This window comes from Nocardia africana NBRC 100379 (genome assembly GCF_001612635.1).
GTDB lineage: Bacteria > Actinomycetota > Actinomycetes > Mycobacteriales > Mycobacteriaceae > Nocardia > Nocardia africana.
This window is the reverse complement of the sequence record NZ_BDAV01000001.1, coordinates 144,549-167,085: the sequence shown is the minus strand read 5'-3', so window position 1 is coordinate 167,085 and position 22,537 is coordinate 144,549. Positions and strand designations below refer to the sequence as shown.

Annotated in this window: 26 protein-coding genes; 16 read left to right on the top strand and 10 right to left on the bottom strand. The window is 67.1% G+C overall.

The annotated features are described in order from the left end of the window. The first annotated feature begins 66 nt into the window (after window positions 1-66). The 3 genes from NA3_RS00840 to yhjD are packed head-to-tail and all read left to right on the top strand — an operon-like array spanning window position 67 to window position 3,145. Window positions 67-999: an oxygenase MpaB family protein gene (locus NA3_RS00840; RefSeq protein WP_062961666.1), complete on the top strand. Its 933-nt coding sequence runs from the start codon at window positions 67-69 to the stop codon at window positions 997-999. A gap of 59 nt (window positions 1,000-1,058) precedes the next feature. Next, window positions 1,059-2,081 carry a tryptophan--tRNA ligase gene (trpS, locus tag NA3_RS00835; RefSeq protein WP_062961665.1) on the top strand — a complete coding sequence of 341 codons (1,023 nt, stop codon included), beginning with the start codon at window positions 1,059-1,061 and terminating at the stop codon, window positions 2,079-2,081. Between the two features lie 50 nt (window positions 2,082-2,131). After that, entirely contained in the window at window positions 2,132-3,145 is a 1,014-nt protein-coding gene (yhjD, locus tag NA3_RS00830) for an inner membrane protein YhjD (RefSeq protein WP_062961664.1), read from the top strand. 21 nt (window positions 3,146-3,166) lie between these two features. Here yhjD and NA3_RS00825 read toward each other — a convergent pair whose 3' ends face one another. Continuing rightward, the gene (locus NA3_RS00825; protein ID WP_063917251.1) at window positions 3,167-3,598 is read right to left on the bottom strand and encodes a YbaB/EbfC family nucleoid-associated protein; all 432 of its coding nucleotides are present in this window, start codon (window positions 3,596-3,598) and stop codon (window positions 3,167-3,169) included. Window positions 3,599-3,702: 104 nt separating this feature from the next. Here NA3_RS00825 and NA3_RS00820 point away from each other — a divergent pair, with 104 nt between their 5' ends. The 6 genes from NA3_RS00820 (at window position 3,703) to NA3_RS00795 (ending at window position 7,946) form a co-directional block, all read left to right on the top strand. Next, window positions 3,703-4,212 carry a YbaB/EbfC family nucleoid-associated protein gene (locus NA3_RS00820; protein ID WP_062961663.1) on the top strand — a complete coding sequence of 170 codons (510 nt, stop codon included), beginning with the start codon at window positions 3,703-3,705 and terminating at the stop codon, window positions 4,210-4,212. Between the two features lie 7 nt (window positions 4,213-4,219). Then, the gene (locus tag NA3_RS00815) at window positions 4,220-4,579 is read left to right on the top strand and encodes a WXG100 family type VII secretion target (RefSeq protein WP_062961662.1); all 360 of its coding nucleotides are present in this window, start codon (window positions 4,220-4,222) and stop codon (window positions 4,577-4,579) included. Window positions 4,580-4,582: 3 nt separating this feature from the next. Further along, window positions 4,583-5,611, top strand: coding sequence for a WXG100-like domain-containing protein (locus NA3_RS00810; protein ID WP_062961661.1), 1,029 nt, complete (start codon window positions 4,583-4,585; stop codon window positions 5,609-5,611). Between the two features lie 98 nt (window positions 5,612-5,709). Next, the gene (locus tag NA3_RS00805) at window positions 5,710-6,333 is read left to right on the top strand and encodes an antibiotic biosynthesis monooxygenase (protein WP_062961660.1); all 624 of its coding nucleotides are present in this window, start codon (window positions 5,710-5,712) and stop codon (window positions 6,331-6,333) included. 534 nt (window positions 6,334-6,867) lie between these two features. After that, window positions 6,868-7,746, top strand: coding sequence for a helix-turn-helix domain-containing protein (locus tag NA3_RS00800; RefSeq protein ID WP_062961659.1), 879 nt, complete (start codon window positions 6,868-6,870; stop codon window positions 7,744-7,746). After that, window positions 7,746-7,946, top strand: a complete 201-nt coding sequence (locus NA3_RS00795) for a DUF397 domain-containing protein (RefSeq protein ID WP_062961658.1) — start codon at window positions 7,746-7,748, stop codon at window positions 7,944-7,946. Before NA3_RS00800 ends, NA3_RS00795 begins: the two co-directional genes overlap by 1 nt. 36 nt (window positions 7,947-7,982) lie before the next feature. Here the strand turns inward: NA3_RS00795 and NA3_RS00790 are convergent, their stop codons facing one another. Both NA3_RS00790 and NA3_RS00785 read right to left on the bottom strand, forming a co-directional pair. Further along, window positions 7,983-9,083: an NAD(P)-dependent oxidoreductase gene (locus NA3_RS00790; protein WP_062961657.1), complete on the bottom strand. Its 1,101-nt coding sequence runs from the start codon at window positions 9,081-9,083 to the stop codon at window positions 7,983-7,985. 31 nt (window positions 9,084-9,114) lie between these two features. Beyond that, window positions 9,115-10,425 (bottom strand): D-alanyl-D-alanine carboxypeptidase family protein, encoded by a 1,311-nt coding sequence (locus NA3_RS00785; RefSeq protein WP_062961656.1) that lies wholly within the window; start codon window positions 10,423-10,425, stop codon window positions 9,115-9,117. A gap of 320 nt (window positions 10,426-10,745) precedes the next feature. Here NA3_RS00785 and NA3_RS00780 point away from each other — a divergent pair, with 320 nt between their 5' ends. Both NA3_RS00780 and NA3_RS00775 read left to right on the top strand, forming a co-directional pair. Beyond that, window positions 10,746-12,206 carry an MFS transporter gene (locus NA3_RS00780; protein ID WP_062961793.1) on the top strand — a complete coding sequence of 487 codons (1,461 nt, stop codon included), beginning with the start codon at window positions 10,746-10,748 and terminating at the stop codon, window positions 12,204-12,206. Window positions 12,207-12,255: 49 nt separating this feature from the next. Then, window positions 12,256-12,846: an acyl-CoA-like ligand-binding transcription factor gene (locus tag NA3_RS00775; RefSeq protein ID WP_439956159.1), complete on the top strand. Its 591-nt coding sequence runs from the start codon at window positions 12,256-12,258 to the stop codon at window positions 12,844-12,846. A gap of 12 nt (window positions 12,847-12,858) precedes the next feature. Here the strand turns inward: NA3_RS00775 and NA3_RS00770 are convergent, their stop codons facing one another. From NA3_RS00770 to sdhC, 7 genes are all read right to left on the bottom strand, one after another. After that, window positions 12,859-13,743 (bottom strand): phenylalanine 4-monooxygenase, encoded by an 885-nt coding sequence (locus NA3_RS00770; protein ID WP_062961654.1) that lies wholly within the window; start codon window positions 13,741-13,743, stop codon window positions 12,859-12,861. A 121-nt stretch (window positions 13,744-13,864) separates the two neighbouring features. Then, window positions 13,865-14,299, bottom strand: coding sequence for a PIN domain nuclease (locus NA3_RS00765; protein WP_062961653.1), 435 nt, complete (start codon window positions 14,297-14,299; stop codon window positions 13,865-13,867). Beyond that, window positions 14,296-14,505 (bottom strand): type II toxin-antitoxin system VapB family antitoxin, encoded by a 210-nt coding sequence (locus NA3_RS39170; protein WP_039776673.1) that lies wholly within the window; start codon window positions 14,503-14,505, stop codon window positions 14,296-14,298. Before NA3_RS39170 ends, NA3_RS00765 begins: the two co-directional genes overlap by 4 nt. A gap of 172 nt (window positions 14,506-14,677) precedes the next feature. Next, window positions 14,678-15,454: a succinate dehydrogenase iron-sulfur subunit gene (locus tag NA3_RS00755; protein WP_036498394.1), complete on the bottom strand. Its 777-nt coding sequence runs from the start codon at window positions 15,452-15,454 to the stop codon at window positions 14,678-14,680. Beyond that, a complete protein-coding gene (gene sdhA / locus NA3_RS00750; RefSeq protein WP_062961652.1) occupies window positions 15,454-17,238 on the bottom strand; it encodes a succinate dehydrogenase flavoprotein subunit in 1,785 nt (594 codons plus the stop codon). Before sdhA ends, NA3_RS00755 begins: the two co-directional genes overlap by 1 nt. A gap of 13 nt (window positions 17,239-17,251) precedes the next feature. After that, window positions 17,252-17,683 carry a succinate dehydrogenase hydrophobic membrane anchor subunit gene (locus tag NA3_RS00745; protein WP_062961651.1) on the bottom strand — a complete coding sequence of 144 codons (432 nt, stop codon included), beginning with the start codon at window positions 17,681-17,683 and terminating at the stop codon, window positions 17,252-17,254. Window position 17,684: 1 nt separating this feature from the next. Beyond that, window positions 17,685-18,086, bottom strand: a complete 402-nt coding sequence (sdhC, locus tag NA3_RS00740) for a succinate dehydrogenase, cytochrome b556 subunit (RefSeq protein WP_051024341.1) — start codon at window positions 18,084-18,086, stop codon at window positions 17,685-17,687. A gap of 329 nt (window positions 18,087-18,415) precedes the next feature. Here sdhC and NA3_RS00735 point away from each other — a divergent pair, with 329 nt between their 5' ends. The 5 genes from NA3_RS00735 (at window position 18,416) to NA3_RS00715 (ending at window position 22,515) form a co-directional block, all read left to right on the top strand. Beyond that, window positions 18,416-18,817 (top strand): cytidine deaminase, encoded by a 402-nt coding sequence (locus NA3_RS00735; protein WP_030513574.1) that lies wholly within the window; start codon window positions 18,416-18,418, stop codon window positions 18,815-18,817. A 44-nt stretch (window positions 18,818-18,861) separates the two neighbouring features. Further along, window positions 18,862-20,148, top strand: coding sequence for a thymidine phosphorylase (locus NA3_RS00730; protein ID WP_062961650.1), 1,287 nt, complete (start codon window positions 18,862-18,864; stop codon window positions 20,146-20,148). 150 nt (window positions 20,149-20,298) lie between these two features. After that, window positions 20,299-20,811 carry a DMT family transporter gene (locus NA3_RS00725; RefSeq protein WP_167354937.1) on the top strand — a complete coding sequence of 171 codons (513 nt, stop codon included), beginning with the start codon at window positions 20,299-20,301 and terminating at the stop codon, window positions 20,809-20,811. Continuing rightward, the gene (locus NA3_RS00720) at window positions 20,808-21,311 is read left to right on the top strand and encodes a DMT family transporter (RefSeq protein ID WP_062961648.1); all 504 of its coding nucleotides are present in this window, start codon (window positions 20,808-20,810) and stop codon (window positions 21,309-21,311) included. The genes NA3_RS00725 and NA3_RS00720 overlap by 4 nt, the downstream gene beginning before the upstream one ends. 109 nt (window positions 21,312-21,420) lie before the next feature. Beyond that, window positions 21,421-22,515 carry an adenosine deaminase gene (locus tag NA3_RS00715; RefSeq protein WP_062961647.1) on the top strand — a complete coding sequence of 365 codons (1,095 nt, stop codon included), beginning with the start codon at window positions 21,421-21,423 and terminating at the stop codon, window positions 22,513-22,515. Window positions 22,516-22,537: the final 22 nt, after the last annotated feature.

Genomic DNA, 22,537 nt, shown 5'->3' with positions numbered 1-22,537 from the left:
GGACTCTTGCCAGAACGAGGGTTTCTGGTGGATGCTATTGCCAGATTCCATGCGAGGAGGGCGACGATGCCTGGTCCGGGATATTTCTCCGACGATTCGATGATCCGCCGGGTGATGCGCAAACGGGCCGTGGGACTGACCTACGGCCTGCGGGCGCTGGTGATCGGCGCGGTCCATCCGCTGCTGTTCGTCGGCACCGCCGAGAACACCGCCCACCGCGCCACTCCCTACACGCGGCTCGCGCTCACCGGCCGCCTGTTCGAGGCGGTATTCCTCGGCGACAAGGACGAGGCGGACCGCGCGCTGGCGTTCACCCGGAAACGCCACCTTCCGGTGGACGGTGTACTGCCCGAGGACGCGGGCCCGCATCATCCGGCCGGTTCGCACTACTCCGCGCTGGACCCGCATCTGATGTTCATGACCATGGCGTTCACCGCCGACTCCGCAGAGGTCATGCACGACCTCCTGGTGCGCAAGCTGACCCCGGGCGAGCGGGAGGCCCTCTACCAGGACTACGTGCGCTGGGGTGAGTTGTTCGGCATGCGGCGGTCGGCCGCGCCCGCCGACTATCCGGCCTTCCGGCGCGTTTTCGATGCCTACCTCGCCTCCGACGAGCTGTATCTGACCGACGAGGCGCGGCTGGTCGGCTCGTATCTGGCGGGCGCACAGGTGCCGCATCCGCTGCCGCGCCCGTTCCAGCAGGCCAGCAGCGGGGCGCATCTGCTGGTCCAGGGCTCGCTACCGCCGCGGATCCGGCGGATGTACGACATCCGATGGGGCCGGCGCGAGGAGCTCGCCTATCGCGGGCTCGCGCAGGCCGTGCGCACCGCCCATCTGCGCCCGCCGCTGGCGCCGCCGGTACTGCGCGACACCCTCTCCGGCCCGAGTGCCCCGGTCTATCGCCTGATCACGCGGCGGGAAAAGGACCTGGTCGCCAGCGGCCGGTCCAGCATGCCGGGGGTCGATCCGCGGAACTACGCCCAACGGCACGCGGTCTGAGCGGCGCCACCCCGCTCCCTCGGGAAAAACCACTTGGGCGTGCATGGGAAGATCGGTTCATGTCCAGTCCTGCCCCCAGCGAACGCAAGCAGCGGGTCCTCTCCGGCGTCCAGCCGACCAGCGACTCCTTCCACCTCGGCAACTACCTTGGTGCGCTGCAGTATTGGGTGCCGCTGCAGGACGACTACGAGGCGCTCTACTTCATTCCGGACATGCACGCCATCACGGTGTCCCAGGACCCCAAGCAGCTGCGCAACCGCACCGTGCGCAGTGTCGCGCAGCTGCTCGCGATAGGTGTCGACCCCAAGCGGTCCACCCTGTTCGTGCAGAGTCAGGTGCCCGAACACGCCGAGCTCACCTGGGTGCTGAGCTGCATCACCGGCTTCGGCGAGGCCAGCCGGATGACCCAGTTCAAGGACAAGTCGGCCAAACAGGGCTCCGACAACGCCACCGTCGGACTGTTCACCTATCCGATCCTGATGGCCGCCGACATCCTGCTGTACCGCCCGCAGCTGGTACCGGTCGGTGAGGATCAGCGCCAGCACCTGGAGCTGACCCGAAACCTGGCGCAGCGCTTCAACACTCGTTTCAAGAAGACCTTCGTGGTCCCCGAACCGCATATCGTCACCGGCACGGCGAAGATCTACGACCTGCAGGATCCGACCTCGAAGATGAGCAAGTCCGCCGCCAGCGACGCGGGCCTGATCAATCTGCTCGACGACCCGAAGGTGTCGGCGAAGAAGATCCGCTCGGCCGTCACCGACACCGAACGGGAGATTCGCTACGACCCGGAGACCAAACCGGGCGTCAGCAACCTGCTGGTGATCCTGTCCTCGCTCACCGACACGCCCATCGTGACACTCGAAAAAGGCTTCGAGGGCAAGGGATATGGCGAGCTCAAAGCCGATGTGGCCGACGCCCTGGTGGAATTCGTGACACCGCTGCAGGCGAAAGTGCAAGAGTATCTGGACGATCAGGGCGAACTCGATCGCATTCTCGCCACCGGAGCCGAGCAGGCGCGCGAGATCGCCGGTAAGACCCTCGCGCAGGTGTACGACCGAGTGGGTTTCCTGCACCGCTGATCTGCGCCGCGCGAGGCCGTGTGTTGCGTTGAACAGGTTCGGGAGGACAGGTGCTCGACAAGCTGAAGGCGCGGATCCAACGTGAGGTGCGAGCACGGCCGTGGCTGGACCACGCCGTCCGCGCCGGCGGCAGCTACCAGCGCCAGCGTGGCGACTACTTCGCGGCCGGCATCACATACTTCACCGTGCTGTCACTGTTTCCGCTGCTGATGGTCGCCTTCGCGGTCGCCGGATTCGTCCTCGCCCGCGATCCGCACCTGCTCGACGAGTTGCGCGACAAGATCGTCGAGAACATCCCGGGCTCGTTCGGCGGCCAGGTCAACGATCTGATCGACCAGGCCATCAAGTCCCGGACCAGTGTGGGCATCATCGGTCTGTTCATCGCCGCCTACAGCGGACTGGGCTGGATGGCCAACCTGCGCGCCGCCCTGACCGAACAGTGGGAACAGCCCGCGCACGAAGGCAATTGGCTCAAGACCAAACTGTCGGACCTGCTGGCCCTGGCCGGACTCGGTGTCGCGATGGTGGTGTCGCTGGGCTTGTCCGCGCTGTCGTCCAGCGGGCTGGCGCTGCAGGTGCTGGAAAGCGTCGGTCTCGACAAGGCGCCGGGTGTCTCGTGGCTGTTGCGATTGCTGACGCTGGTCCTCGCGGTGCTCGCGTCCTGGGCGGTGTTCGTGTGGATCATCGCCCGGCTACCCCGCCAGCCGGTGACCTTCCGCAGCGCCGTGCGCGCGGCGTTCATCGCCGCGATCGCGTTCGAGATCTGGAAGCAGGTGGCCTCGTTCTACCTGCAGAAGGTGCTCACCAGCCCCGCGGGCGTCGCCTTCGGCTCGATCATCGGTCTGATGGTCTTCGCCTACATCACCGCCCGCATCATCCTGTTCGCCACCGCCTGGGCGGCCACCGCCCGGGAGAACGAGGTGGAGGCCGAGATCCCCGCGCCGGGACCCGCGGTGATCGAGCCGCGGATGCACGCGGGCATGTCGGCGAGCACGGGCCTGGCCCTGTTCGGCGTGGGCGCGGCGCTGGGTTCGATGATCGGTATCGCGCGCCGGAAGCGGTGAGGCGTCCCGTCGGGCCGAAAGTTACTGTCCGCCTGGCTGTCTCGGCGGCGAACCGTCCGCATCGGGGCCGAAGTCCGGCTCGGTCTCCTCGGGATCGGGGAACCGCTCGGCATAACGGCCGATGATGTTCGCCCCCGCTTCGTCGTCGCCGACCGTCTCGTGCACCGTGGCCGCGATCTGCTCGCGCATCCGCACCTGGGCGCGCTGCAGGGTGCGCATCAGCTCAGCGGACAGCGCGGCGGGTTCGGTGCCGCGAACGGACTCGGCGAAGCGGATATCGGTGGGGATTCCCTGGGCGTCCACCGTCACCGCGATGCCGCCTCGTGAGGTTTCGGTGACGCTCAGACTCGACATCCGGTCGTGCAGTTCCCGGTACTGCTCGGCCTTGTGCTCGAGGTCGTCGGCCCAGGCCGTCAGCTGATCGGCGGCGCCGTCCGGGTCGTTCGGATCCACGGGGACCATCCTGACACAACGGACAGGTTTGCCGGGCGCTGGAACCGGCAACCGATCCGATGCGTCGGAGTACAGGACGCGACAAGTCCGATTGAGGGGAACCAGTGGATTCATCCGGTTACGATCAGCTGCGCGCGCGAACCGACGCCCTGCAGGTACAGGTCGATTCGATGCTCGAGAGCTACGAGCATCAACTGCGCGATATCGCCACGGCCCGAGACACTTTGGCCGCCACGACCGCCGAAGGGTGGTCATCGGACAATCTGATCCGCGTCACCAGCAATTCGGCGGGCATCCCGATCGGGGTGTGGGTCGACCCTGCCGCGTTCAAACGCACGACCCCGGAGAAACTCGGCGCCGCCATCACCGAGGCGGCACAGGCCGCCGCCCGCGCGGCGAAGTCGGAGGTCGGTGCGGCGATGGCCCCGATCCTCGCCGAGGAGAAGCGCTTCCACATCACGAATCCGCTCGGCGAGGATCTGGACCTGGAGCGCGTCGTGGGCGGCATCCTGCCGCCGCCACCGCAGCCGGCGGCCGACCCGGAACCGGCCGCGGAGCCGCCGCGTGTCGCGGACGACGACGAGGACAACGGTCCGCACTGGAAGGGTTGGTGAGCCGGAAATGACCAGCGGCAACGAGTTTCGCATCGAGCTCGACGAATTCCGGCGGCACGCACCGCGTCTGGGCCAACTCGGCAAACAGCTCGAGCAGGATCTGAAGAATCTCACGGTCGACCTGGGTGAGGTCACCGGCGCATGGGGAGACGACATCTTCGGTTCCGCGTTCGCGCAGAACTATCTACCGAAAGCCGAACAGGCGCTACAGGACATAGCGAAGGCGGCGCTGATGTTCGCACATCTGGAGGAGTCGTCCGGCGCTGCCGCCGACACGCTCGAGGCCGCCGACGAGGGACTCGCCGGGGTGCTCGACAAGGTCCGCGACACCATCGAGAAGAACGGCATCAACAGGGGGAAAGCGTAAGCGATGGGCATCGAGATCCCCGACTATCTGAAGCCGGTCGCCGCCCTCGTCGCCTGCGAGTGGCCCAAGGCCGACGAAACCGCCCTGCTGCGGATGGCCGACCACTGGGAACACATGGGCGACACGCTGTCGCAGATCCGTGCGGAAGGCGACGCCGTCACCACCGCGATTCTCGCCCGCATCGACGGCCGGACCCACGAATCCATCCAGCAGTTCTGGCGTACCGCGGGGGACGACCTGGACGGTCTGGTCACCTTCTGCAAGGCGATCGCCATCGCCTGCCGGGTGATGTCCGTACTGATTCTCGCGGTGAAGCTCTACATCATCGCGATGCTGGTCGAACTGGCGATCAACCTCGCGATCGCCGCCGCCGCGGCCGTCGAGACACTGGGCGCGAGCATGGCCGAGGCGGCCGCGGCCGAGGTCGCGACCCGCGTGGTGATCCAGCAGGCGCTGAAGCAATTACTGACGCGCATCATCAAGGAAACCGCCATCGAGGGCTTCAAGGGATTCATGAAGGGGGCCGGTAAGGAGCTGGCCTGGGAGGCGGGGGAGAACGCACTCGGCCTGCGCGACGGCTTCAGCCTCGACGACATCGGGAAAGCCGGTCTGCACAACGGCATTTCGAGCGCGGCGAGCGGTGCGCTCGGCGGCGCTCTGCGCAAGGTCGGGGTGGACGAGCACAACAAATCCCCCGACGGGCGCAACCCGCACACCCATGAGCCGGAGAGTCCCGGCGCGCCGAAGACCAAGGAGCGCAAGAAGTTCGAGGGGAAGGTCGGCGACTTCGGGGAGAAGGTCGCCGGAGAGGTCGTCGAGGGTCCGCAGGACGACAAGAAGCGCTTGAAGACCGATGCCACACAGCTGGCGAAGAACAGGTTCGGCCACGACTCCGGCAGCGGCGGCGATGCCGAGGTACCGCAGCCGGCCGTGAGTAGCGCCGCAGTGAGCGGCAACTCCGGTTTCAGTCTCGATCTTGACGGTGACACCTTCTACCGGGAGGAGAACGGCGGCCGGTTGCGCCTCGACTGACGCCGAAACGGCCTATTGCGAGCGCCCGCGCATCGGAGCAGGCTGAGATGCACCGGTGGCGCCGCCGGGCGCTGCCCCGAGCAGAGAGGGGGTGGGTCGTGTTCGCACGGTCTACCACGATTCAGGCGCAACCCTCCGCTATCGACGCCGGAATTGCGCATATGCGGGACGAGGTCATGCCGGTGCTCGAGGAGACCCCGGGCTGTACCGGTTTGTCCCTGCTGGTCGATCGCACCTTCGGTCGTTGCATCTCCACCACGGGCTGGGAGTCCGAGGCCGCGATGCACGACAGCGAGAGCGCCTTCATGGCCGCGCGCGACCGGGCGGTGACGGTTTTCGGCGGTACCGCCGCACAGGTCGCGGAATGGGAGATCGCCGTCCTGCACCGGGACCATCGCACGATGCCCGGAGCCTGCGTGCGCGTCACCTGGATCAAGACCGATCCGAGCCGCCTCGACATGTCGACCGACGCCTACCGCAACTACATCCTGCCGGGGATGGAACAACTCGAGGGATTCTGCAGCGCGAGCCTGCTGATCAACCGCGCGTCCGGCCGTGCCGTCTCCTGCGGCGTCTTCGACAGTGCCGAGGCCATGCAGCGCAACCGCGAACAGTCCGCGGCACTGCGGGTCGACGCGGCCCGCCAGGTCGGCGTCGAGGCGATCGACGTGCGCGAGTTCGAACTGGCGCTGGCCCATCTGCGGGTGCCCGAGCTGGTGTGAGGGCGGCGCGGAGCGGTGCCGAAGTTACTTCGGCACCGCCGGCCGCTTCCAGCTTCGCGGCGAGCCACCGTCCGTCCACGAACTGCATCGTCAGCAGAACCGAGATCCGGCTGCTCCGTTCGGTCGAAACACTGAGCGCCGGACACGTGGGATCGCGCCTGCGACTGGGCGACGACATCCTGCACGGTACGGAGCCGGACGCAGGTGCCGCGTGCGGCGCGTGAGTCGCGCTTCCGGCCCATGCGCAATGAGCGGCGGCCGCGAGTTCGCCGCAGCTGCTGAACCGCTCCTGCTGATTCTTCACCGTGGCCCGCGCAGTCACCGCGCCGAAAGCCGTTGGCAGCCAGGGGTTCTGCTGTCCCGCCGGGGAAAGCCCCCGGTGCGCCGTCCGGAATGCGGGTCGGAAGGCGCCGGTCGGTGCAAAGCTTCCTGGGATTATGCGGAGATCGAATGAAATTCCGCGGTGGACGCGTCGTGACGGTTCGCGTGATGGTGTGCTGGCGGCGTCGAATCGGAACCTGTTGGGAGGCAGGCATGTCGGAGTACGGGTCCACCTTGCCGCGACGGCAGCTCGGAAGGTATCTGCGCAACGGGCGTGAGGAATGCGGGCTGACCCTGCATCAGGCCGCCGCGCTCATCCAGCGCAGCGCGAGCACCCTGCAACGCATCGAGCACGGCATGGTCGCGCAACTGCGGGAGGTGGATATCGAAGCCTTGTGCAAGATCTACGGCTTCGAGGGGGACGCCGTGCTCGCGATGAAAGCTCTTGCGGTCCAGGGCAAAGAGTTGAGCTGGTGGTGCGAATACGGAGACGTGATTCCGGAGAACTTCGACTTCTATGTCGGGTTGGAGGCGTCGGCGCGAAGTTTGAAAACTTACGAACCGGAACTCGTTCCCGGTCTTCTCCAAACGCCCGCGTATGCCGGCGCGATGTGCTCGACTGCTCATCCGGAAGACACCGCCGAGGAGCATGCGCGCCGGGTGCAACTGCGGATGCGCAGGCAGACCAGAATCACGCGCAAGTATCAGCCTGCCGTGCTGGACGTGATCCTGCGGGAATCGGCCCTCAGGTGTGTGGTGGGCAGCCCCAAAGTGATGTCTGCGCAGCTGAAACACCTCGCGGACGTGAGCTGTCGCCCGAATGTCAGCGTGCAGGTACTGCCGGATCGCGCCGGGTTTCCTCTCGGCGAAGCAGTCGGCTCGTTTGTGATCCTCGACTTCGGCAAAGACCGCGGCGGGCAGCTCGCAGAGCCGCCGGTTGTCTATGTCGAAGGCTTCATCGGGGATATGTATCTCGAAAAACCGGTAGCGGTGCAGCGGTACCATCAAGCCTACGAAGGTCTCCGGCAAAGCGTGATGGATCCGGTCGCGAGCCGATCCCTGCTCCGGCAGATAGCGAAGGAGTACGTGTGATGGTCGATCTCGCGGGTGCGCGGTGGTTCAAGAGCAGCCGTAGCGGCGGCTCCAAGAACTGTGTCGAAGTAGCGTTCCTGGACGATAGCCTTGTAGGAGTGCGGGATTCGAAGAATATCGCCGGTCCGGCGTTGATCTTCACCGGGGCGGAGTGGACGGCGTTCACCGCGTCCGCAGCCCGGGGTGACCTCGACTTCTGATAGCGCCGTCGCCCGCGCCGAGGTCTGGTGGTGCCTTCAGTCAGGTCGGGCAGTGAACTCCGCTGCGCTCTGATAGAACCGCGAGATCGCGGTAAGCAGCTGCGCGGAACTGGCTTTCATCGCCTCTACCGTCATTCCGCCCACGTGCGGGCTGAGCGTGGTGTGCGGATTCGATGCCAGGGGCGACGCGAATTCTGTTCCTTCCGTGGCGAATACGTCGACAGCCACGTGGCCGAGACCGCAATCCGGGTCGCGCAGTGCCGCATCGAGAGCGTCTTCGGGAACCACCTGCGCCCGTGAGGTATTGACCAGGATCGAGCCGGGTTTCATCCACCGCAGTTCCCGCGCGCCGATGAGCCCGGCGGTCGCCGCGGTGGACGGTACGTGGACGGAGACGATGTCGCAGCCGGTCATCAGCTCGCGGAGGGTGGCTGTCCATCGCGCGGGCCAGCGCTCCGCATCCCGCGCGGTGAAGCGCGGCGAGCCGTGGACCCAGATCTCGGCTCCGCACGGTCGGAGTCGTGCCGCCACTTCCCGTGCGATCGCGCCGTTCCCGATGAGGCCGACGCGCGAATCCACCAGGCTCCGAACCGGAATACCGCCGATCGCCGCACTCCAGTCACCGGCGCGCAGTGCGGCGTCGCGCGTGCTGATTCCGCGCAGAGCGTCGAGCATGAGACCGATCGTCAACTCGGCGACCGCGCCGGCATTCGCGCCCGGCGTGGACAGCACGGTGATGCCCCTGTCGGCGGCAGCGTCCAGGTCGAAGCTGTCCACACCCGAGGCGGCCTTGGCGACCAGGCGCAGCGGTTGGTCGTGCGTGTTCGCGGTCAGTCGCTCGAAGACGTCGCAGGTCAGCGGTATGCCGGCGCGGCATTTCAGCGCGTCGTAACCGCCGTGGCCGTCGAACGCCGTCACGATGTCGTCCGCACGGAAACCGTCGATGTCGATCGAGTCCCACCGGCGGGAGATCTCCGAACGCAGCTTCGGATCCGCTACTCGCCGCAGGTTGACCGTCGGGGCGAGTCCGAGTGCCGCCAGGGCCTCGAGTTCCGGGATCGCGAGCTCGCCCGGTGCGGGATCGATGACGAGGACGCGAGGGTGTGCGGGCCGTTTCCTCGGCTCGGCGGTTCTCACCGCACGCTCGCAAGCCGTCTGGACGGGCCGGCTACCGCCGCGACCGTCCCATGCGTGACCACCCGAACAAGCCCAGCGCGATCGCCAACCCCAGCGCGCCGATGATCCCGATCGTGCGCAGGTTCGAGTTGCCGTGGGGCGTCGTCGGCGCGGCGGCGGTCGGGGTGTCGTGGGCCGGCGGGGACGCCAGGGCGACGTTGGTGTTCGAGTCCGCACCGGCGTTGCGGTCGGGGAGGGAGCCGATGGTCGAGCCGGAGGGGAGGGCGAAGGCGTAGTCCAGCAGGCGGGCGGCCTGCTCCGGCGGGCGGATGGGCAGGACGTCGGCCTTGAGCAGGGTGACGACGAGGCGGTGGCCGTTGCGTTCGGCGGCGGTCACGAAGGTTTGCCGCGCGTCGTCGGTGTAGCCGGTCTTGCCGCCCAGGTCGCCGTCGTAGTCGTAGAGCAGGCGGTTGTCGTTGGCGATGGGGAAGCCGGGGTGGTCCTTGTCGTCGGGGATCGCCGGGTTCGCGGGATAGCCGGGGAAGTCGTACTGCTCGGTGTGGATGATCGAGGCGAAGGTGGGGTTCTGCATGTCGTGGCGGAAGATCGTCGCCAGGTCGTAGGCCGAGGTGCTCATCCCGGGGCCGTCCAGGCCGGAGGGGGTGGCGGCGCGAGTGTCCATGGCCTGCAACCGTTTCGCCATCGCGTTCATCTTCGCCACGGTGGCTTCGTCGCCGCCGAGCTGGGTGGCGATGGCGTGGGCGGCGTCGTTGCCGGAACACATCAGCAGCGCGTGGAACAGCTGGTCGTTGGTGTAGCGGCCGCCGGGGCCGATGCCGACCCGGGTGCCGTCGGCATTCGCGTCGTCCTGCGTGCCGATCACGACCTGGTTCGGGTCCAGCGCGGGAAGTGCGACAGCGGCCAGCAGCGTCTTGATCGTGGAAGCCGGCCGGTAGCGGCCGTGTGGATCCTTCGCGGCCAGCACCTTGCCGGTGTCGAGGTCGGCGACCAGCCAGGCGGTCGCCGAGATGTCGGCGGGCACCGGTGGTGCGCCCGCCGGAACCACCACCCCGCAGCGTCCGAGTTTGTCGCCGCCGATCGGATCGGACGGCACCGGGAGCGGTGATGGCGTCGTGCTCCCGGGCACCGGCACCTCCGACGTGTCGATCGGCGGCGGCGGAGCGGTCTTGTTCGGGCACGAATCCGTATTCGGCGTGGTGAACGGCGTGGACGGCGGCGTGGGGGCCGCGTCTGCCACGTCGAGCCCGGTGACCGCGGTGGCGCCCAGCAGCCCGGCAGTCAGTACGGCGGCCGCCACCGCGCGGGATCGGCGGCGGACGGTGCGGGACATGCGGGTGTTCATCGATATGCAGCTTATGCGGCGTTGCGCGATGGTGCCGCGAACACCCGCGGCCCGAAGTATTGACAGAGACGGGGAAATGAGAGCTACTATCAAAATGTAGACACAGCCAACTGAATGGACATGTCATGAACCTGCGGAGATCATCGGAATCGCCCGCACTCGCCGGGGCCGCGGCGCGAGACGAAGCGACCGACAGCCCGCAAGCGACCGGCGGGCCGTCGGCCTTGGGCCGCGAAGTGTCCACTGTCGATGCGCCGGGAGTGGATGCGCCGGGCGCCGGCCGGGCGCGCTGGCTCGCCCTCGGTGCGCTCGCGCTCGCGATGCTCACCATCGGCCTCGACACCACCGTGCTGGTCGTCGCGCTACCCACCATGGCCATCGACCTGCACGCGAATACCGCTGCGCTGCAATGGTTCACCACCGCCTACACCCTCGCGCTGGCGGCCGTGATGCTGCCGGCGGGCGCGCTCGGCGACCGCTACGGCCGCAAGAAGTTCCTGTTGGCGGCGCTGGTCGTCTTCGGCGGGGCGTCGCTGTGGTGTGCGCTGGCGACCTCGGCGGGGATGTTGATCGCCGCGCGCGCGGTACTGGGCATCGCGGCGGCCGCGATGATGCCGCTGTCGATGTCGGTGCTGCCCGGCCTGTTCCCGGACCAGGCCGAACGCCAGCGCGCGCTGACGATCTGGGTCAGTTCCACCGCATTGGGTCTGCCGCTCGGGCCGATCGTGGGTGGCTGGCTGCTGAACCACTTCTGGTGGGGTTCGGTCTTCTTGATCAACGTGCCCCTGGTCGTGGTCGGACTGATCGCGGTCGCGCTCCTGGTTCCGGAGACCCGCAGCGATACGGCCTTCCGCATCGATCTGCCCGGTGTGCTGCTCTCGGCCGCGGGCATGCTGGGATTCACCTACGGATTCATTCGATTCGGCGAACAGGGGTGGGGTGACGGCGCGGCCTGGGCGGCGGTGGTCGCCGGTGCGGCGCTGCTGGCCGGCTTCGTGTGGTGGCAGCGGCGGATCGCGCACCCGCTGGTCGACATCGCACTGTTCGGCAACCGTGGTTTCCGGTGGGGCACGGCGTATTCCGTCTTCGTGAACTTCGCGATGTTCGGCATGTTCTTCACGGTGCCGCAGTACTTTCAGGCGGTGCTCGGCGTCGATTCGCTCGGCAGCGGGCTGCGGTTGCTGCCGCTGATCGGCGGGCTGGTGGTCGGCACGCGCGCGGTCGACAAACTGCTGCCGAAACTCGGGGCGCGGATCGTGCTCAGCGTCGGCTTCCTGATCCTCGGCGCCGGCCTAGCCATGGGGGCCATGACCCAGGTGAGCAGCGGCTACGGTTACACCGCCGCCTGGACCACGATCCTGGGCTTCGCGATGGGCCTGGTCATGCCGGCCGCCATGGGAATGGCGATGGGGCAGCTCGGCGCCGAGCGCGCCGGTTCGGGTTCGGCGCTGCTGCAGGCGCTGCGCCAGGCCGGCGGCACCATCGGCGTGGCGGTGCTGGGCACCGTCCTCGCCACGCAGTATCGCTCCGACCTGGGCTCCTACAACCACGAGCCGGTCTCGAACGGTGTGAACGCGGGTGTCGCGGTGGCTCATGCCACCGGCAACGCCGACATGCTCGCCCAGGTGCAATCGGCCTTCGTCTCGGGTATGGGCGCGATGCTGTGGCTGTGCGCCGGAGTGTGCGCGGTGGCGGCGCTGCTCGCCGCGATCCGGACCCGAAGCGGGGAGCCGGACCCGCACCCCGGCGCCGATGCGGGAGAATCGGTGCATGTCGGCTGAGTCGAACGCACCCGCTCGGGCCCATTCCGGGGCGACCACGTCGCCCCGGATGGGGCTGCGCGAACGCAAGAAGCAGCGCACCCGCCGCACCATCCGCGCGGAGGCGATGAAACTGTTTCAGCGGCAGGGGTATTCGGCGACCACCATCGAGCAGATCGCCGAAGCCGCCGATATCTCGCCGAGCACGTTCTTCCGCTATTTCCCGTCCAAAGAGCAAGTGGTGCTGGCCGACGACGTCGATCCGATCATGATCCACGCGCTCGAATCCCAGCCGCCGGAGCTGACGCCGCTCGCCGCGTTCCGCCAGGCGATGCGGGACACCTTCGACAATCTGGACCCGCAGGACTGGCAGTTCGAGCAGGACCGGATGAAGCTGATCTACAACGAGCCCGAGTTGCGCAGCGTGATCATGCAGGAGACCGAACGCAACGTGGATCTGGTCTCCGCGCTGCTCGCCCACCGCGTAGGCCGCGACCCGGGCGACTTCGAGGTCCGCGCCTTCTCCGGGGCGATGATCGGGGCGATGATGACCGCGTTCGGCCGGGAGGGGCTGGATCTGGACAAGATCGACCGGATCGTGGAATTCATGGAGGCGGGCATGCCGCTGCGACCGGCGGCTCCCTCGGAATCCGGCGACTGACCGCTCCCGCACTCAGGACGCGGCCAGCTCGGCGGCGGCGCTGTCGTCGGTCATGGTGGCGAAGAAGCCGCCGATCACGTCCTCGATCTCGGAAATCGACTGCGCGCAATACAGAATCGGCTGATAGTGCGTGATGTCGTAGGTCGCGGTGCCCATATCGTGAATGTTCAGCGGACGCAGCCGGGCGTGCCGGAACTCCTCGATCTCGCCGTACGAGGACAGCAAACCCGCACCGTAGCAACGCACTTCGCCCTTTTCGCGCACCACGCCGAATTCCATGGAGAACCAGAACACGTCGGCCAGGAACTTCAACGCCGCTTCGGTCTCCAGCCGGGCGGCCGCGGCGCCGACTTCGGCATAGATCGCGGCGAACCGCGGCGACGCCAATTGATTTGCGTGCCCGATTATTTCGTGGATCGAATCCGGCTCCGGCGTGTACAGCGGAGCGGAATGGTGGCGAATGTACTGGGTGGAGTGGAAAATTCGATCGGCGAACGAGCCGAAGAACTCGCGCAACGGCACCAGCCCCGCCGCCGGCACATAGCGAAAGCCGGTGAGCGGAACCAATTTCGCGGTCACCTCGTCCAGCTGCGGAATGTGATCGGCGGGCAGGTCCAGCCGCCGTGCGCCCTCGAGCACCTCCGCCGACGCGTAGGTCCGATGTTTGCGCGTCAACTCCGCCGACACGATGCGCCAGACCTGCTGCTCCTCCTCGGTGTAGTCGATGCGCGGCAGCGTCTCGCCCTCCCGATACGCCAGCGCCAGCGCGGCGATAGCGTTGCGCCGCGCCCGATACTCCGGATCGTGCACCCCCGGATGCTCGGCACTCAAATGCACCGTGACATCGCCGTCGCTACCCGTGGTAACCGGCGAATACAGCTGACCTTCGGTGAACATGCCTCAAGGCAAGCACCCCGCCCCGGATCCGACAACAAACCCCCGGCAAACTGAGCAAATTGCCTAGTTGCGGCCGGTCCACCGGCCACCGCGCTCGAAGTGACCTTTCCGGACTCGATCGTCAGTCGATACTTCCTCTCGGCACGACCCAGACATGTGGCTGACGCGTGACCGAGGCGATGTGTTCGAAGTCTTCGTCATAGTGCAGGATCGTGGCTCCGTGGTACTCGGCGACTGCCGCGGTGAGTAGATCGACGATCCCGGCGGCGCGGTGTTTTCCGTGTCTGGCGAGCAATAGCTGCACCTCACGAGCCCGGTCGGCGATCGGCTCGGTAACCGGAAGCGTGGTGAATCGTGCCCGGCGGCTGTGCGCGATGTTCTGGACGTCTGCCAGATTTCGACCCGAGTAGCCGGCTTCGAGATCGAGCGTGACGCACGTTGCGGCCGCACGATCGGCGAGCAGACCGGCGATGACGGTCCGGACGCCGGGGTCGCTCAGGCGGGCATATGCGGATGTATCGATCAGGTGCAGACGCAGTGGGATCGGTTCGATCACCGCCGAGCCCCGCGCATGACCTCGGGGTCGCCGATATCGGGACCGACTCCGAAGCCGTAGGGATCGTTCAGAATCTCCTCGACGCGTCGGCGACGTTCGGCGACGAACCGGAGCGCCGCGTTGACGGTGTCCTTCTTGGTGGTGGTGCCCAGCTCCTTCGCCGCCAGGGTCAAGGCCTCGTCGTCCAAGTCGATCATCGTCTTCATATTTACCACGGTATGTCCGCCCCCTTATGACGAGCAATACTGGTTGATGCAACCGTTATTCGGCGCCACCGGCCATATGGATGGGTGCGTGCGGGGCGGCCCGGCACCGGATACGAAAAGGCCGCCCGCATCGAAAGATGCGGGCGGCCTTCGTGTTTCGGGCTCTGCTACCTCAGGGTCGGGCGAACAGGAGGGCGCGCTTGACCTCCTGGATGGCCTTGGTGACCTCGATGCCGCGGGGGCAGGCGTCGGTGCAGTTGAAGGTGGTGCGGCAGCGCCAGACGCCTTCGACGTCGTTGAGGATGTCGAGACGCTCGCGGGCGCCCTCGTCACGGCTGTCGAAGATGAAGCGGTGGGCGTTCACGATCGCGGCCGGGCCGAAGTAGCTGCCGTCGCTCCAGTACACGGGGCAGGAGGTGGTACAGCAGGCGCACAGGATGCACTTGGTGGTGTCATCGAAGCGGTGCCGGTCGGTCTGGGACTGGATGCGCTCGCGGGTCGGCGCGTTACCCGAGGTGATCAGGTACGGCTTCACCGCGCGGAACGCGTCGAAGAACGGCTCCATGTTCACCACGAGATCCTTCTCCACGGGCAGGCCGCGGATCGGCTCGACGGTGACGGTGAGCTCCTTGCCGTTCTTCGGCAGCATGTCGCGCATCAGCACCTTGCACGCCAGCCGGTTCACGCCGTTGATGCGCATGGCGTCGGAACCGCAGACACCGTGCGCGCAGGAGCGCCGGAAGGTGAGCGTGCCGTCCAGGTAGGACTTGATGTAGATGAGCACGTTCAGGAAGCGGTCGGTCGGCAGGACCGGCACCTGGAACGAATCCCAATGCGCGCCCTTGTCGTCCTCCGGGTTGAACCGGGCGACCTTGACCGTCACCATGGTCGACCCGTCGGGCACGGGGGCCGGCTTCTGCCCGGCCGGGGCTTCGGCTACAGCAGTCATCAGTACTTACGCTCCATCGGCTCGTAACGGGTCTGCACGACCGGCTTGAAGTCGAGCTGGATGTCGGCGATCAGCTCCGCCGGCTTACCGGGCTCGACCTGCTTGTACGCCATGGTGTGGCGCATGAAGTTGACGTCGTCGCGGTCGGGGTAGTCCTCGCGGGCGTGGCCGCCGCGCGATTCCTTGCGGTTGAGCGCGCCCACGACGGTGACCTCGGCCAGCTCCAGCAGGAAGCCGAGCTCGACGGCCTCGAGCAGGTCGCTGTTGTAGCGCTTGCCCTTGTCCTGCACGGTGATGTGCTGGTAGCGCTCCTTGAGCGCGTGGATGTCGGTCAGCGCCTGCTTCAGGGTCTCCTCGGTGCGGAACACCGCGGCGTTGGCATCCATGGTGGCCTGCAGCTCGGTGCGGATGTCGGCGACCCGCTCGTTGCCGTGATCGCTCAGCAGCAGCGCCAGCCAGTCTTGCACCATCTGCGCCGGGTTCTCCGGGAGCTCGACGAATTCGGTGCGGGCGGCGTACTCCGCGGCGGCGATACCCGAGCGGCGGCCGAACACGTTGATGTCCAGCAGCGAGTTGGTGCCCAGGCGGTTCGAGCCGTGCACCGACACGCAGGCGCACTCGCCGGCGGCGTACAGGCCGGGGACCACGTCGGTGTTGTTGCGCAGCACCTCGCCGCGGATGCGGGTCGGGATGCCACCCATCACGTAGTGGCAGGTCGGCATGACCGGCACCGGCTCCTTCACCGGGTCCACACCCAGGTAGGTGCGGGAGAACTCGGTGATGTCGGGCAGCTTCTCCTCGAGCACGTCCTCGCCGAGGTGGGTCACGTCGATGAAGACGTAGTCCTTGTTCGGGCCGCCACCGCGACCCTCGAGGACCTCCTTGACCATCGACCGGGCCACGATGTCGCGGGGCGCGAGGTCCTTGATGGTCGGGGCGTAGCGCTCCATGAAGCGCTCACCGGAGGCGTTGCGCAGGATGCCGCCCTCACCGCGGACGGCCTCGGAGATCAGGATGCCCAGACCGGCCAGGCCCGTCGGATGGAACTGGTGGAACTCCATGTCCTCCAGCGGCAGTCCCTTGCGGAACACGATCGCCATACCGTCACCGGTCAGCGTGTGCGCGTTGGAGGTGGTCTTGTACATCCGGCCGGAACCGCCGGTGGCGAAGATGATCGCCTTGGCGTGGAAGACGTGGATCTCACCGGTGGCCAGCTCGTAGGCGACCACGCCGGTGGCGACCGAACCGCGGTCGGTCTCGCTCATCACCAGGTCGAGCACGTAGAACTCGTTGTAGAACTCCACGTCGTGCTTGACGCAGTTCTGGTAGAGCGTCTGCAGGATCATGTGGCCGGTGCGGTCGGCGGCGTAGCAGGCGCGGCGCACGGGCGCCTTACCGTGGTCGCGGGTGTGACCGCCGAAGCGACGCTGGTCGATCTTGCCCTCGGGCGTCCGGTTGAACGGCAGGCCCATCTTCTCCAGGTCCAGCACCGCGTCGATGGCCTCCTTGGCCATGATCTCCGCGGCGTCCTGGTCGACCAGGTAGTCACCACCCTTGACGGTGTCGAAGGTGTGCCATTCCCAGTTGTCTTCTTCGACGTTGGCCAGCGCGGCGCACATACCGCCCTGGGCCGCGCCGGTGTGGCTGCGGGTCGGGTACAGCTTGGTCAGCACAGCGGTGCGAACCCGGGGGCCGGCCTCGATCGCCGCACGCATCCCCGCGCCGCCGGCACCGACGATGACCACGTCGTAGCGGTGCTCCTGAACCGGTCGAGTCTCACTCATCGCGGAGGCGTTCCTAACTGATGTTGGGGTCGAAGGTGAAGATGACGTAGGTGCCCACGCCCATGATCAGGACCATGGCGACGACCAGCAGGGTCTTCAACCAGAAGCGGGTGGAGTCCTTGCGGGAGTAGTCGTCGATGACCGTGCGCAGGCCGTTGCCGCCGTGCAGCTGCGCCAGCCACAGCATGGCCAGGTCCCAGCACTGCCAGAAGGGGCTGGCCCAGCGGCCGGCCACGAAGCCGAAGTTCAGCCGTTTCACGCCGCCGTCGAGCATCAGCATGATCGTCATGTGGCCCAGCACCAGCACGATCAGCAGCAGGCCGGAGAAGCGCATGAACAGCCACGCGTACTTCTCGAAGTTGTTGCCGGAGGAGCGGCGCGGGGCGCGCGGCGAGTCGAGGCTCGCGGGCCGGTCGTAGGACTTGCCGAGAACAGGTGCGGTCATATCAGTGCTCCGTCAGCAGGTAGAAGAACTGGCGGCCGACGCCGGCGGCGGAGACCAGAACCCAGATGGTGAGCACGATCCACAGCATCAGGCGCTGGTACTTGGGGCCCTTGGACCAGAAGTCGACGAGGATCACGCGGACGCCGTTGAGCGCGTGGAACAGCACGCAGACGACCAGGCCCATCTCCATGAGGGCCACGACCGGGTTCTTGTAGGTCTCGATGGCCCGGTCGTAGGTGTCCGGGCTGACCCGCACCAGAGCGGTGTCGAGTACGTGGACGAACAGGAAGAAGAAGATCGTGACACCGGTGATCCGGTGCATCGCCCAGGACCACATACCCGGGTCGCCGCGGTACAGGGTCTTCCGCTTCGGCTGGGCCGGAGCTTCCAGTGTGGTCGTCATAGAGTGCGGTGCCTCCAACGTCGTTGATGGACACGCCGGCGAGCCGGCAGTCGGATCCGGTCGCAGCTTCGGCATACGCCGAGCATGTGAATCTGGAGAAACACCAGCTCATCTCGGGCGCTGACATCCGGAGGCGGTGGCCGGCGGTGCGTTGCCAAACCTGGACCGATCTGTGGAGAACTCTAATCCCCGGCGATTCGCGGAACTAATTCGGCGTGCCGTGCGTTGAGCCTCCAAGCGGGGAGTTAGGTTTGCCTTGCCTGAATGTTCGACAGCGTCGCGATGCCATTTCTACGCTGTCATATCAGCCATTCGAGCGGAGGTCCGATATGCCGGAAATTGATTGGGATTCCCTGCGTCACAACGCATTTCGAGTAATGCGTAATGCGTATGCGCCGTACTCCGGCTTTCCGGTCGGTGCCGCCGCTCTCACCGCCGGCGGTTCCATTGTGAGCGGCTGCAATGTGGAAAATGTCTCATATGGGCTCGGCGTCTGTGCCGAAACTGTACTCGTCGGTAACTTTTGTTCCTCCGGGGGCGGCCGTTTGCTGGCGGTCGCGGTCTGTGATTCGCACGGGGAAATCCTGATGCCCTGCGGACGGTGCCGGCAGGTGCTCTACGAGCACGGCGGGCCGGAACTGCTCGTCGACCATCGCGACGGACCGGTACCGCTGGCGAGGTTGCTGCCGGACGCCTTCGGGCCGGACGATCTGGCCGCCGGCCGGAAATGATGTGAATTTCCGCACCCCGAACGGGATCTGGAAGGCTTTTCGCCATGACCCATACGGCGGTGTCGGTGATCGCGGCCAAGCGCGACGGTGCGGAACTCGACGACGAGCAGATCGATTGGGTGGTCGACGCGTTCACCCGCGGCGAGGTGGCCGACGAACAGATGTCGGCTCTGGCGATGGCGATCGTGCTGCGCGGCATGACCCGCCGGGAACTCGCCCGGTGGACCGCCGCGATGATCGCCTCCGGGCAGCGGATGGACTTCACGGACCTGCCCCGGCCGACCGTCGACAAACACTCGACGGGAGGGGTCGGCGACAAGATCACCCTGCCGCTGGCGCCGCTGGTGGCTGCCTGCGGGGCGGCGGTCCCGCAGTTGTCGGGGCGCGGACTGGGCCACACCGGCGGGACCCTGGACAAATTGGAATCCATTCCGGGCTGGCAGGCCGATCTGGACCCCGCGCGGATGCGTGCGATCCTCACCGATCCGAAGATCGGCGCGGTGATCTGCGCGGCCGGGGCGGATCTGGCGCCCGCCGACAAGCGCCTGTACGCGCTGCGCGACGTCACGGGCACCGTGGAATCGGTGCCGCTCATCGCCAGTTCGATCATGAGCAAGAAGATCGCCGAGGGGACCGGCGCACTCGTCCTGGATGTGAAGGTCGGCAGCGGCGCGTTCATGAAGAACTTCCGTGACGCCACCGAATTGGCCACGGCCATGGTCGAGTTGGGGACCGACGCGGGGGTGCGGACGGTCGCGTTGCTGACCGCGATGGACACCCCCCTCGGGCGTACGGCGGGCAATGCCCTCGAGGTCGCCGAATCGGTGGAGGTGCTGGCCGGTGGCGGCCCGGCCGATGTCGTCGAGCTGACCGTGGCCCTGGCACGAGAAATGGTGGCGCAGGCGGATATTCGCGATGTCGATCCCGCCGATGCGCTGGCCGACGGACGCGCGATGGATCACTGGCGGGCGATGGTCGCGGCGCAGGGCGGCGATCCCGACGCGCCACTGCCGCGGGCGCGGCACACCGAAACCCTGGTGGCGCAGGAATCGGGCGTCCTCACCCGGCTGGATGCGATGGCCGTCGGGCTCGCCGCCTGGCGGCTCGGTGCCGGACGCGCTCGTCAGGGTGATCCTGTGCAGTCCGGCGCGGGCGTCGAAATGCACTGCAAGCCAGGCGATTCGGTGACGGCCGGGAAGCCGCTGTTCACCCTGCACACCGACTCCGAAGCGGCCGTACCCGCGGCGATCGCAGCACTGCGGCCGGGATTCGACATCGGGCCGGTCCCGCCGGCCGCGCATCCGCTGGTCCTCGGCCGGATCGGGCTCTGAGCACACGAGTGACCTATTTATTGTGCCGATAACCAACGGCACGTCACTTGGGTTGCTATTCTGTGCTCGCACGACCGCAGAATCCGGCTGGTGACGAAGTACCGCCTGCGTGCGGACGGCATTCGATTGCCTAGCGAAGGACGTGTGCTCGTGGGTGCTGTCGCTCTCGGACTCATCTTCGTGTTCATCCTGGCCGCCGGCGGATTGCGGTCCGTCGAGGTCGGCTGCCAGAACACGCAAAAATTCCATCTGAAGAACATGTGGCTGTGCGCGGTGGTGTCCTACGCCGTCGCGCTGGCCGGATTCTCGGTCTTCCTCGTCATCTCGACCGTGGTCTCGCATTCGCCGTGGCCGACCTGGGACGATGTGGAACGGATGCCCTGGTGGGCGCCGTTCGGCGGGCTGATCGGGGGTGTCGCGGTGCTCGGCATGATCACCGTGGCCAAATATGTCGGTGTCGCCACTTTCAACGCCGTCGTCATCGTGGCCGAAATGCTGGTCGCGCTGGTGATGGACGACCTGGGCGCGATGGGGTTCGCCGAGCGGCACGCGACGCCGCCGCGGCTGCTGATCACCGTGGCCGTGTATCTCATGGCGAGCGATTCTCGTGAGGCCGCGCCCCGCCGACCCGAGTTCGCCCCGGCCGGGGAGGCGGCACGATGACCGCCCGCACCACGGTCCGGCGGGCGGCCCTCGGCCGCGGGGCGATGATTCTCGTCTTCGTCCTCATGCTCGTCGGCGGCGCCCTGCGCTCGGTCGAGGCCGGATGTCAGAACTCGCTGAAACTTGCCTTGCACAACGTCTTTCTGTGCGGCGTGATCTCCTACGCGGTGGCGCTCGCCGGTGTCGGCGCGATTTTCGCTGTGACACTGGCGGTTTCGCCGCGTCAGCCATGGCCGTCCCGAGCGGATCTGAAGGCGATGCCCCGATGGGCTCCCTTCGGCGGGCTCACCGGTGGCGCCGCCATCTTCGCGATGATCACCGTGGCGTCCAGCGTCGGCGTGAGTACGTTCAATGCCCTGATCATCGCCGGTCAGATGCTGCTCGCGGCGGTCATGGACCATTTCGGTGTCATGGGTTTCCCGCGCCGGCCGGTCAGCGCGCAGCGACTGGCGGGCTGTGCGCTGATCGTCGTGGGCGCCTATCTGATGGCGAAGTACTGAGCCGGGTCCGGCTACGCGCGGGCGACCATCGGGCAACGACAGTCCGGCGGGTAGATGCACACCGGGCAAGTTGCCTGCGCGGGCCCGCGAATGCGGATAGCGTCGTTACATGACTGGACCGATGCCTTTGACTCTCGCCTCGATCCGCCAGGCCCCCAAGGCCGTGCTGCACGACCATCTCGACGGTGGCCTGCGTCCCGCGACCGTGCTCGAACTGGCCGAGGATTGCGGATACGACCAGCTACCCGCCACCGATGCGGAGGCGCTGGCGCACTGGTTCCGCGAAGCGGCCGACAGCGGATCGCTCGAGCGCTACCTCGAGACCTTCGCGCACACGGTGGCGGTGATGCAGACCCCGGAGGGACTGCGGCGGGTGGCCCGCGAATGCGCGCTGGACCTGGCCGCCGACGGCGTGGTGTACGCCGAGGTCCGCTTCGCGCCCGAACAGCATCTCGAACGCGACCTCACCCTCGACGAGGTCGTCGAGCACACCCTCGTCGGCTTTCGCGAGGGCGAGCAGCTGGCCGCCGAAGCCGGCACCCCCATCCGGGTGACCTGCCTGCTCACCGCCATGCGTCATGCCGCCCGGTCCCGTGAGATCGCCGAACTGACGGTGCGCTTCCGCGACCGCGGCGTCGGCGGGTTCGATATCGCCGGCGCCGAGGCGGGCTATCCGCCCTCGCGGCATCTGGACGCCTTCGAATACATGCGGGCCAACTGCGCGCAGTTCACCATTCACGCCGGAGAAGCGTTCGGACTGCCGTCGATCCACGAGGCGCTGGCGTTCTGCGGCTGCGATCGGCTCGGGCACGGAGTGCGGATCACCGACGACATCTTCGACAGCGACGGCGCCGAGCCCACCCTCGGGCTGGTGGCAAATTACGTTCGCGACAAACGGATTCCGCTCGAGCTGTGTCCGTCGTCGAATGTGCAGACCGGTGCCGTGCCGGCCCTGGACAAGCATCCGTTCGACCTGCTGGCCCGGTTGCGGTTCCGGGTCACGGTCAATACCGACAACCGGCTCATGAGCGATACCGACATGAGCCGGGAAATGCTGAAGCTGGTCGAAACCTTCGGCTACGGGTGGAGCGATCTGGAACGGTTCACGATCAACGCCATGAAGTCGGCGTTCATCCCGTTCCCGGACCGGCTGCGCATCATCGACGAGGTGATCAAGCCCGGGTACGCCGTGCTGATCGGATGACCGCCCTGTCCTCGGACGACTG

What these genes read in the sequence shown, in the direction of transcription:
- NA3_RS00840 (WP_062961666.1), top strand. Translation starts at nt 67, where the DNA reads ATGCCTGGTCCGGGATATTTCTCCGACGATTCGATGATCCGCCGGGTG.
- trpS (WP_062961665.1), top strand. Translation starts at nt 1,059, where the DNA reads ATGTCCAGTCCTGCCCCCAGCGAACGCAAGCAGCGGGTCCTCTCCGGC.
- NA3_RS00815 (WP_062961662.1), top strand. Translation starts at nt 4,220, where the DNA reads ATGACCAGCGGCAACGAGTTTCGCATCGAGCTCGACGAATTCCGGCGG.
- NA3_RS00810 (WP_062961661.1), top strand. Translation starts at nt 4,583, where the DNA reads ATGGGCATCGAGATCCCCGACTATCTGAAGCCGGTCGCCGCCCTCGTC.
- NA3_RS00800 (WP_062961659.1), top strand. Translation starts at nt 6,868, where the DNA reads ATGTCGGAGTACGGGTCCACCTTGCCGCGACGGCAGCTCGGAAGGTAT.
- NA3_RS00795 (WP_062961658.1), top strand. Translation starts at nt 7,746, where the DNA reads ATGGTCGATCTCGCGGGTGCGCGGTGGTTCAAGAGCAGCCGTAGCGGC.
- NA3_RS00785 (WP_062961656.1), bottom strand. Translation starts at nt 10,425, where the DNA reads ATGAACACCCGCATGTCCCGCACCGTCCGCCGCCGATCCCGCGCGGTG.
- NA3_RS00780 (WP_062961793.1), top strand. Translation starts at nt 10,746, where the DNA reads ATGCTCACCATCGGCCTCGACACCACCGTGCTGGTCGTCGCGCTACCC.
- NA3_RS00775 (WP_439956159.1), top strand. Translation starts at nt 12,256, where the DNA reads ATGGGGCTGCGCGAACGCAAGAAGCAGCGCACCCGCCGCACCATCCGC.
- NA3_RS00770 (WP_062961654.1), bottom strand. Translation starts at nt 13,743, where the DNA reads ATGTTCACCGAAGGTCAGCTGTATTCGCCGGTTACCACGGGTAGCGAC.
- NA3_RS39170 (WP_039776673.1), bottom strand. Translation starts at nt 14,505, where the DNA reads ATGAAGACGATGATCGACTTGGACGACGAGGCCTTGACCCTGGCGGCG.
- NA3_RS00755 (WP_036498394.1), bottom strand. Translation starts at nt 15,454, where the DNA reads ATGACTGCTGTAGCCGAAGCCCCGGCCGGGCAGAAGCCGGCCCCCGTG.
- sdhA (WP_062961652.1), bottom strand. Translation starts at nt 17,238, where the DNA reads ATGAGTGAGACTCGACCGGTTCAGGAGCACCGCTACGACGTGGTCATC.
- NA3_RS00745 (WP_062961651.1), bottom strand. Translation starts at nt 17,683, where the DNA reads ATGACCGCACCTGTTCTCGGCAAGTCCTACGACCGGCCCGCGAGCCTC.
- sdhC (WP_051024341.1), bottom strand. Translation starts at nt 18,086, where the DNA reads ATGACGACCACACTGGAAGCTCCGGCCCAGCCGAAGCGGAAGACCCTG.
- NA3_RS00735 (WP_030513574.1), top strand. Translation starts at nt 18,416, where the DNA reads ATGCCGGAAATTGATTGGGATTCCCTGCGTCACAACGCATTTCGAGTA.
- NA3_RS00730 (WP_062961650.1), top strand. Translation starts at nt 18,862, where the DNA reads ATGACCCATACGGCGGTGTCGGTGATCGCGGCCAAGCGCGACGGTGCG.
- NA3_RS00720 (WP_062961648.1), top strand. Translation starts at nt 20,808, where the DNA reads ATGACCGCCCGCACCACGGTCCGGCGGGCGGCCCTCGGCCGCGGGGCG.
- NA3_RS00715 (WP_062961647.1), top strand. Translation starts at nt 21,421, where the DNA reads ATGACTGGACCGATGCCTTTGACTCTCGCCTCGATCCGCCAGGCCCCC.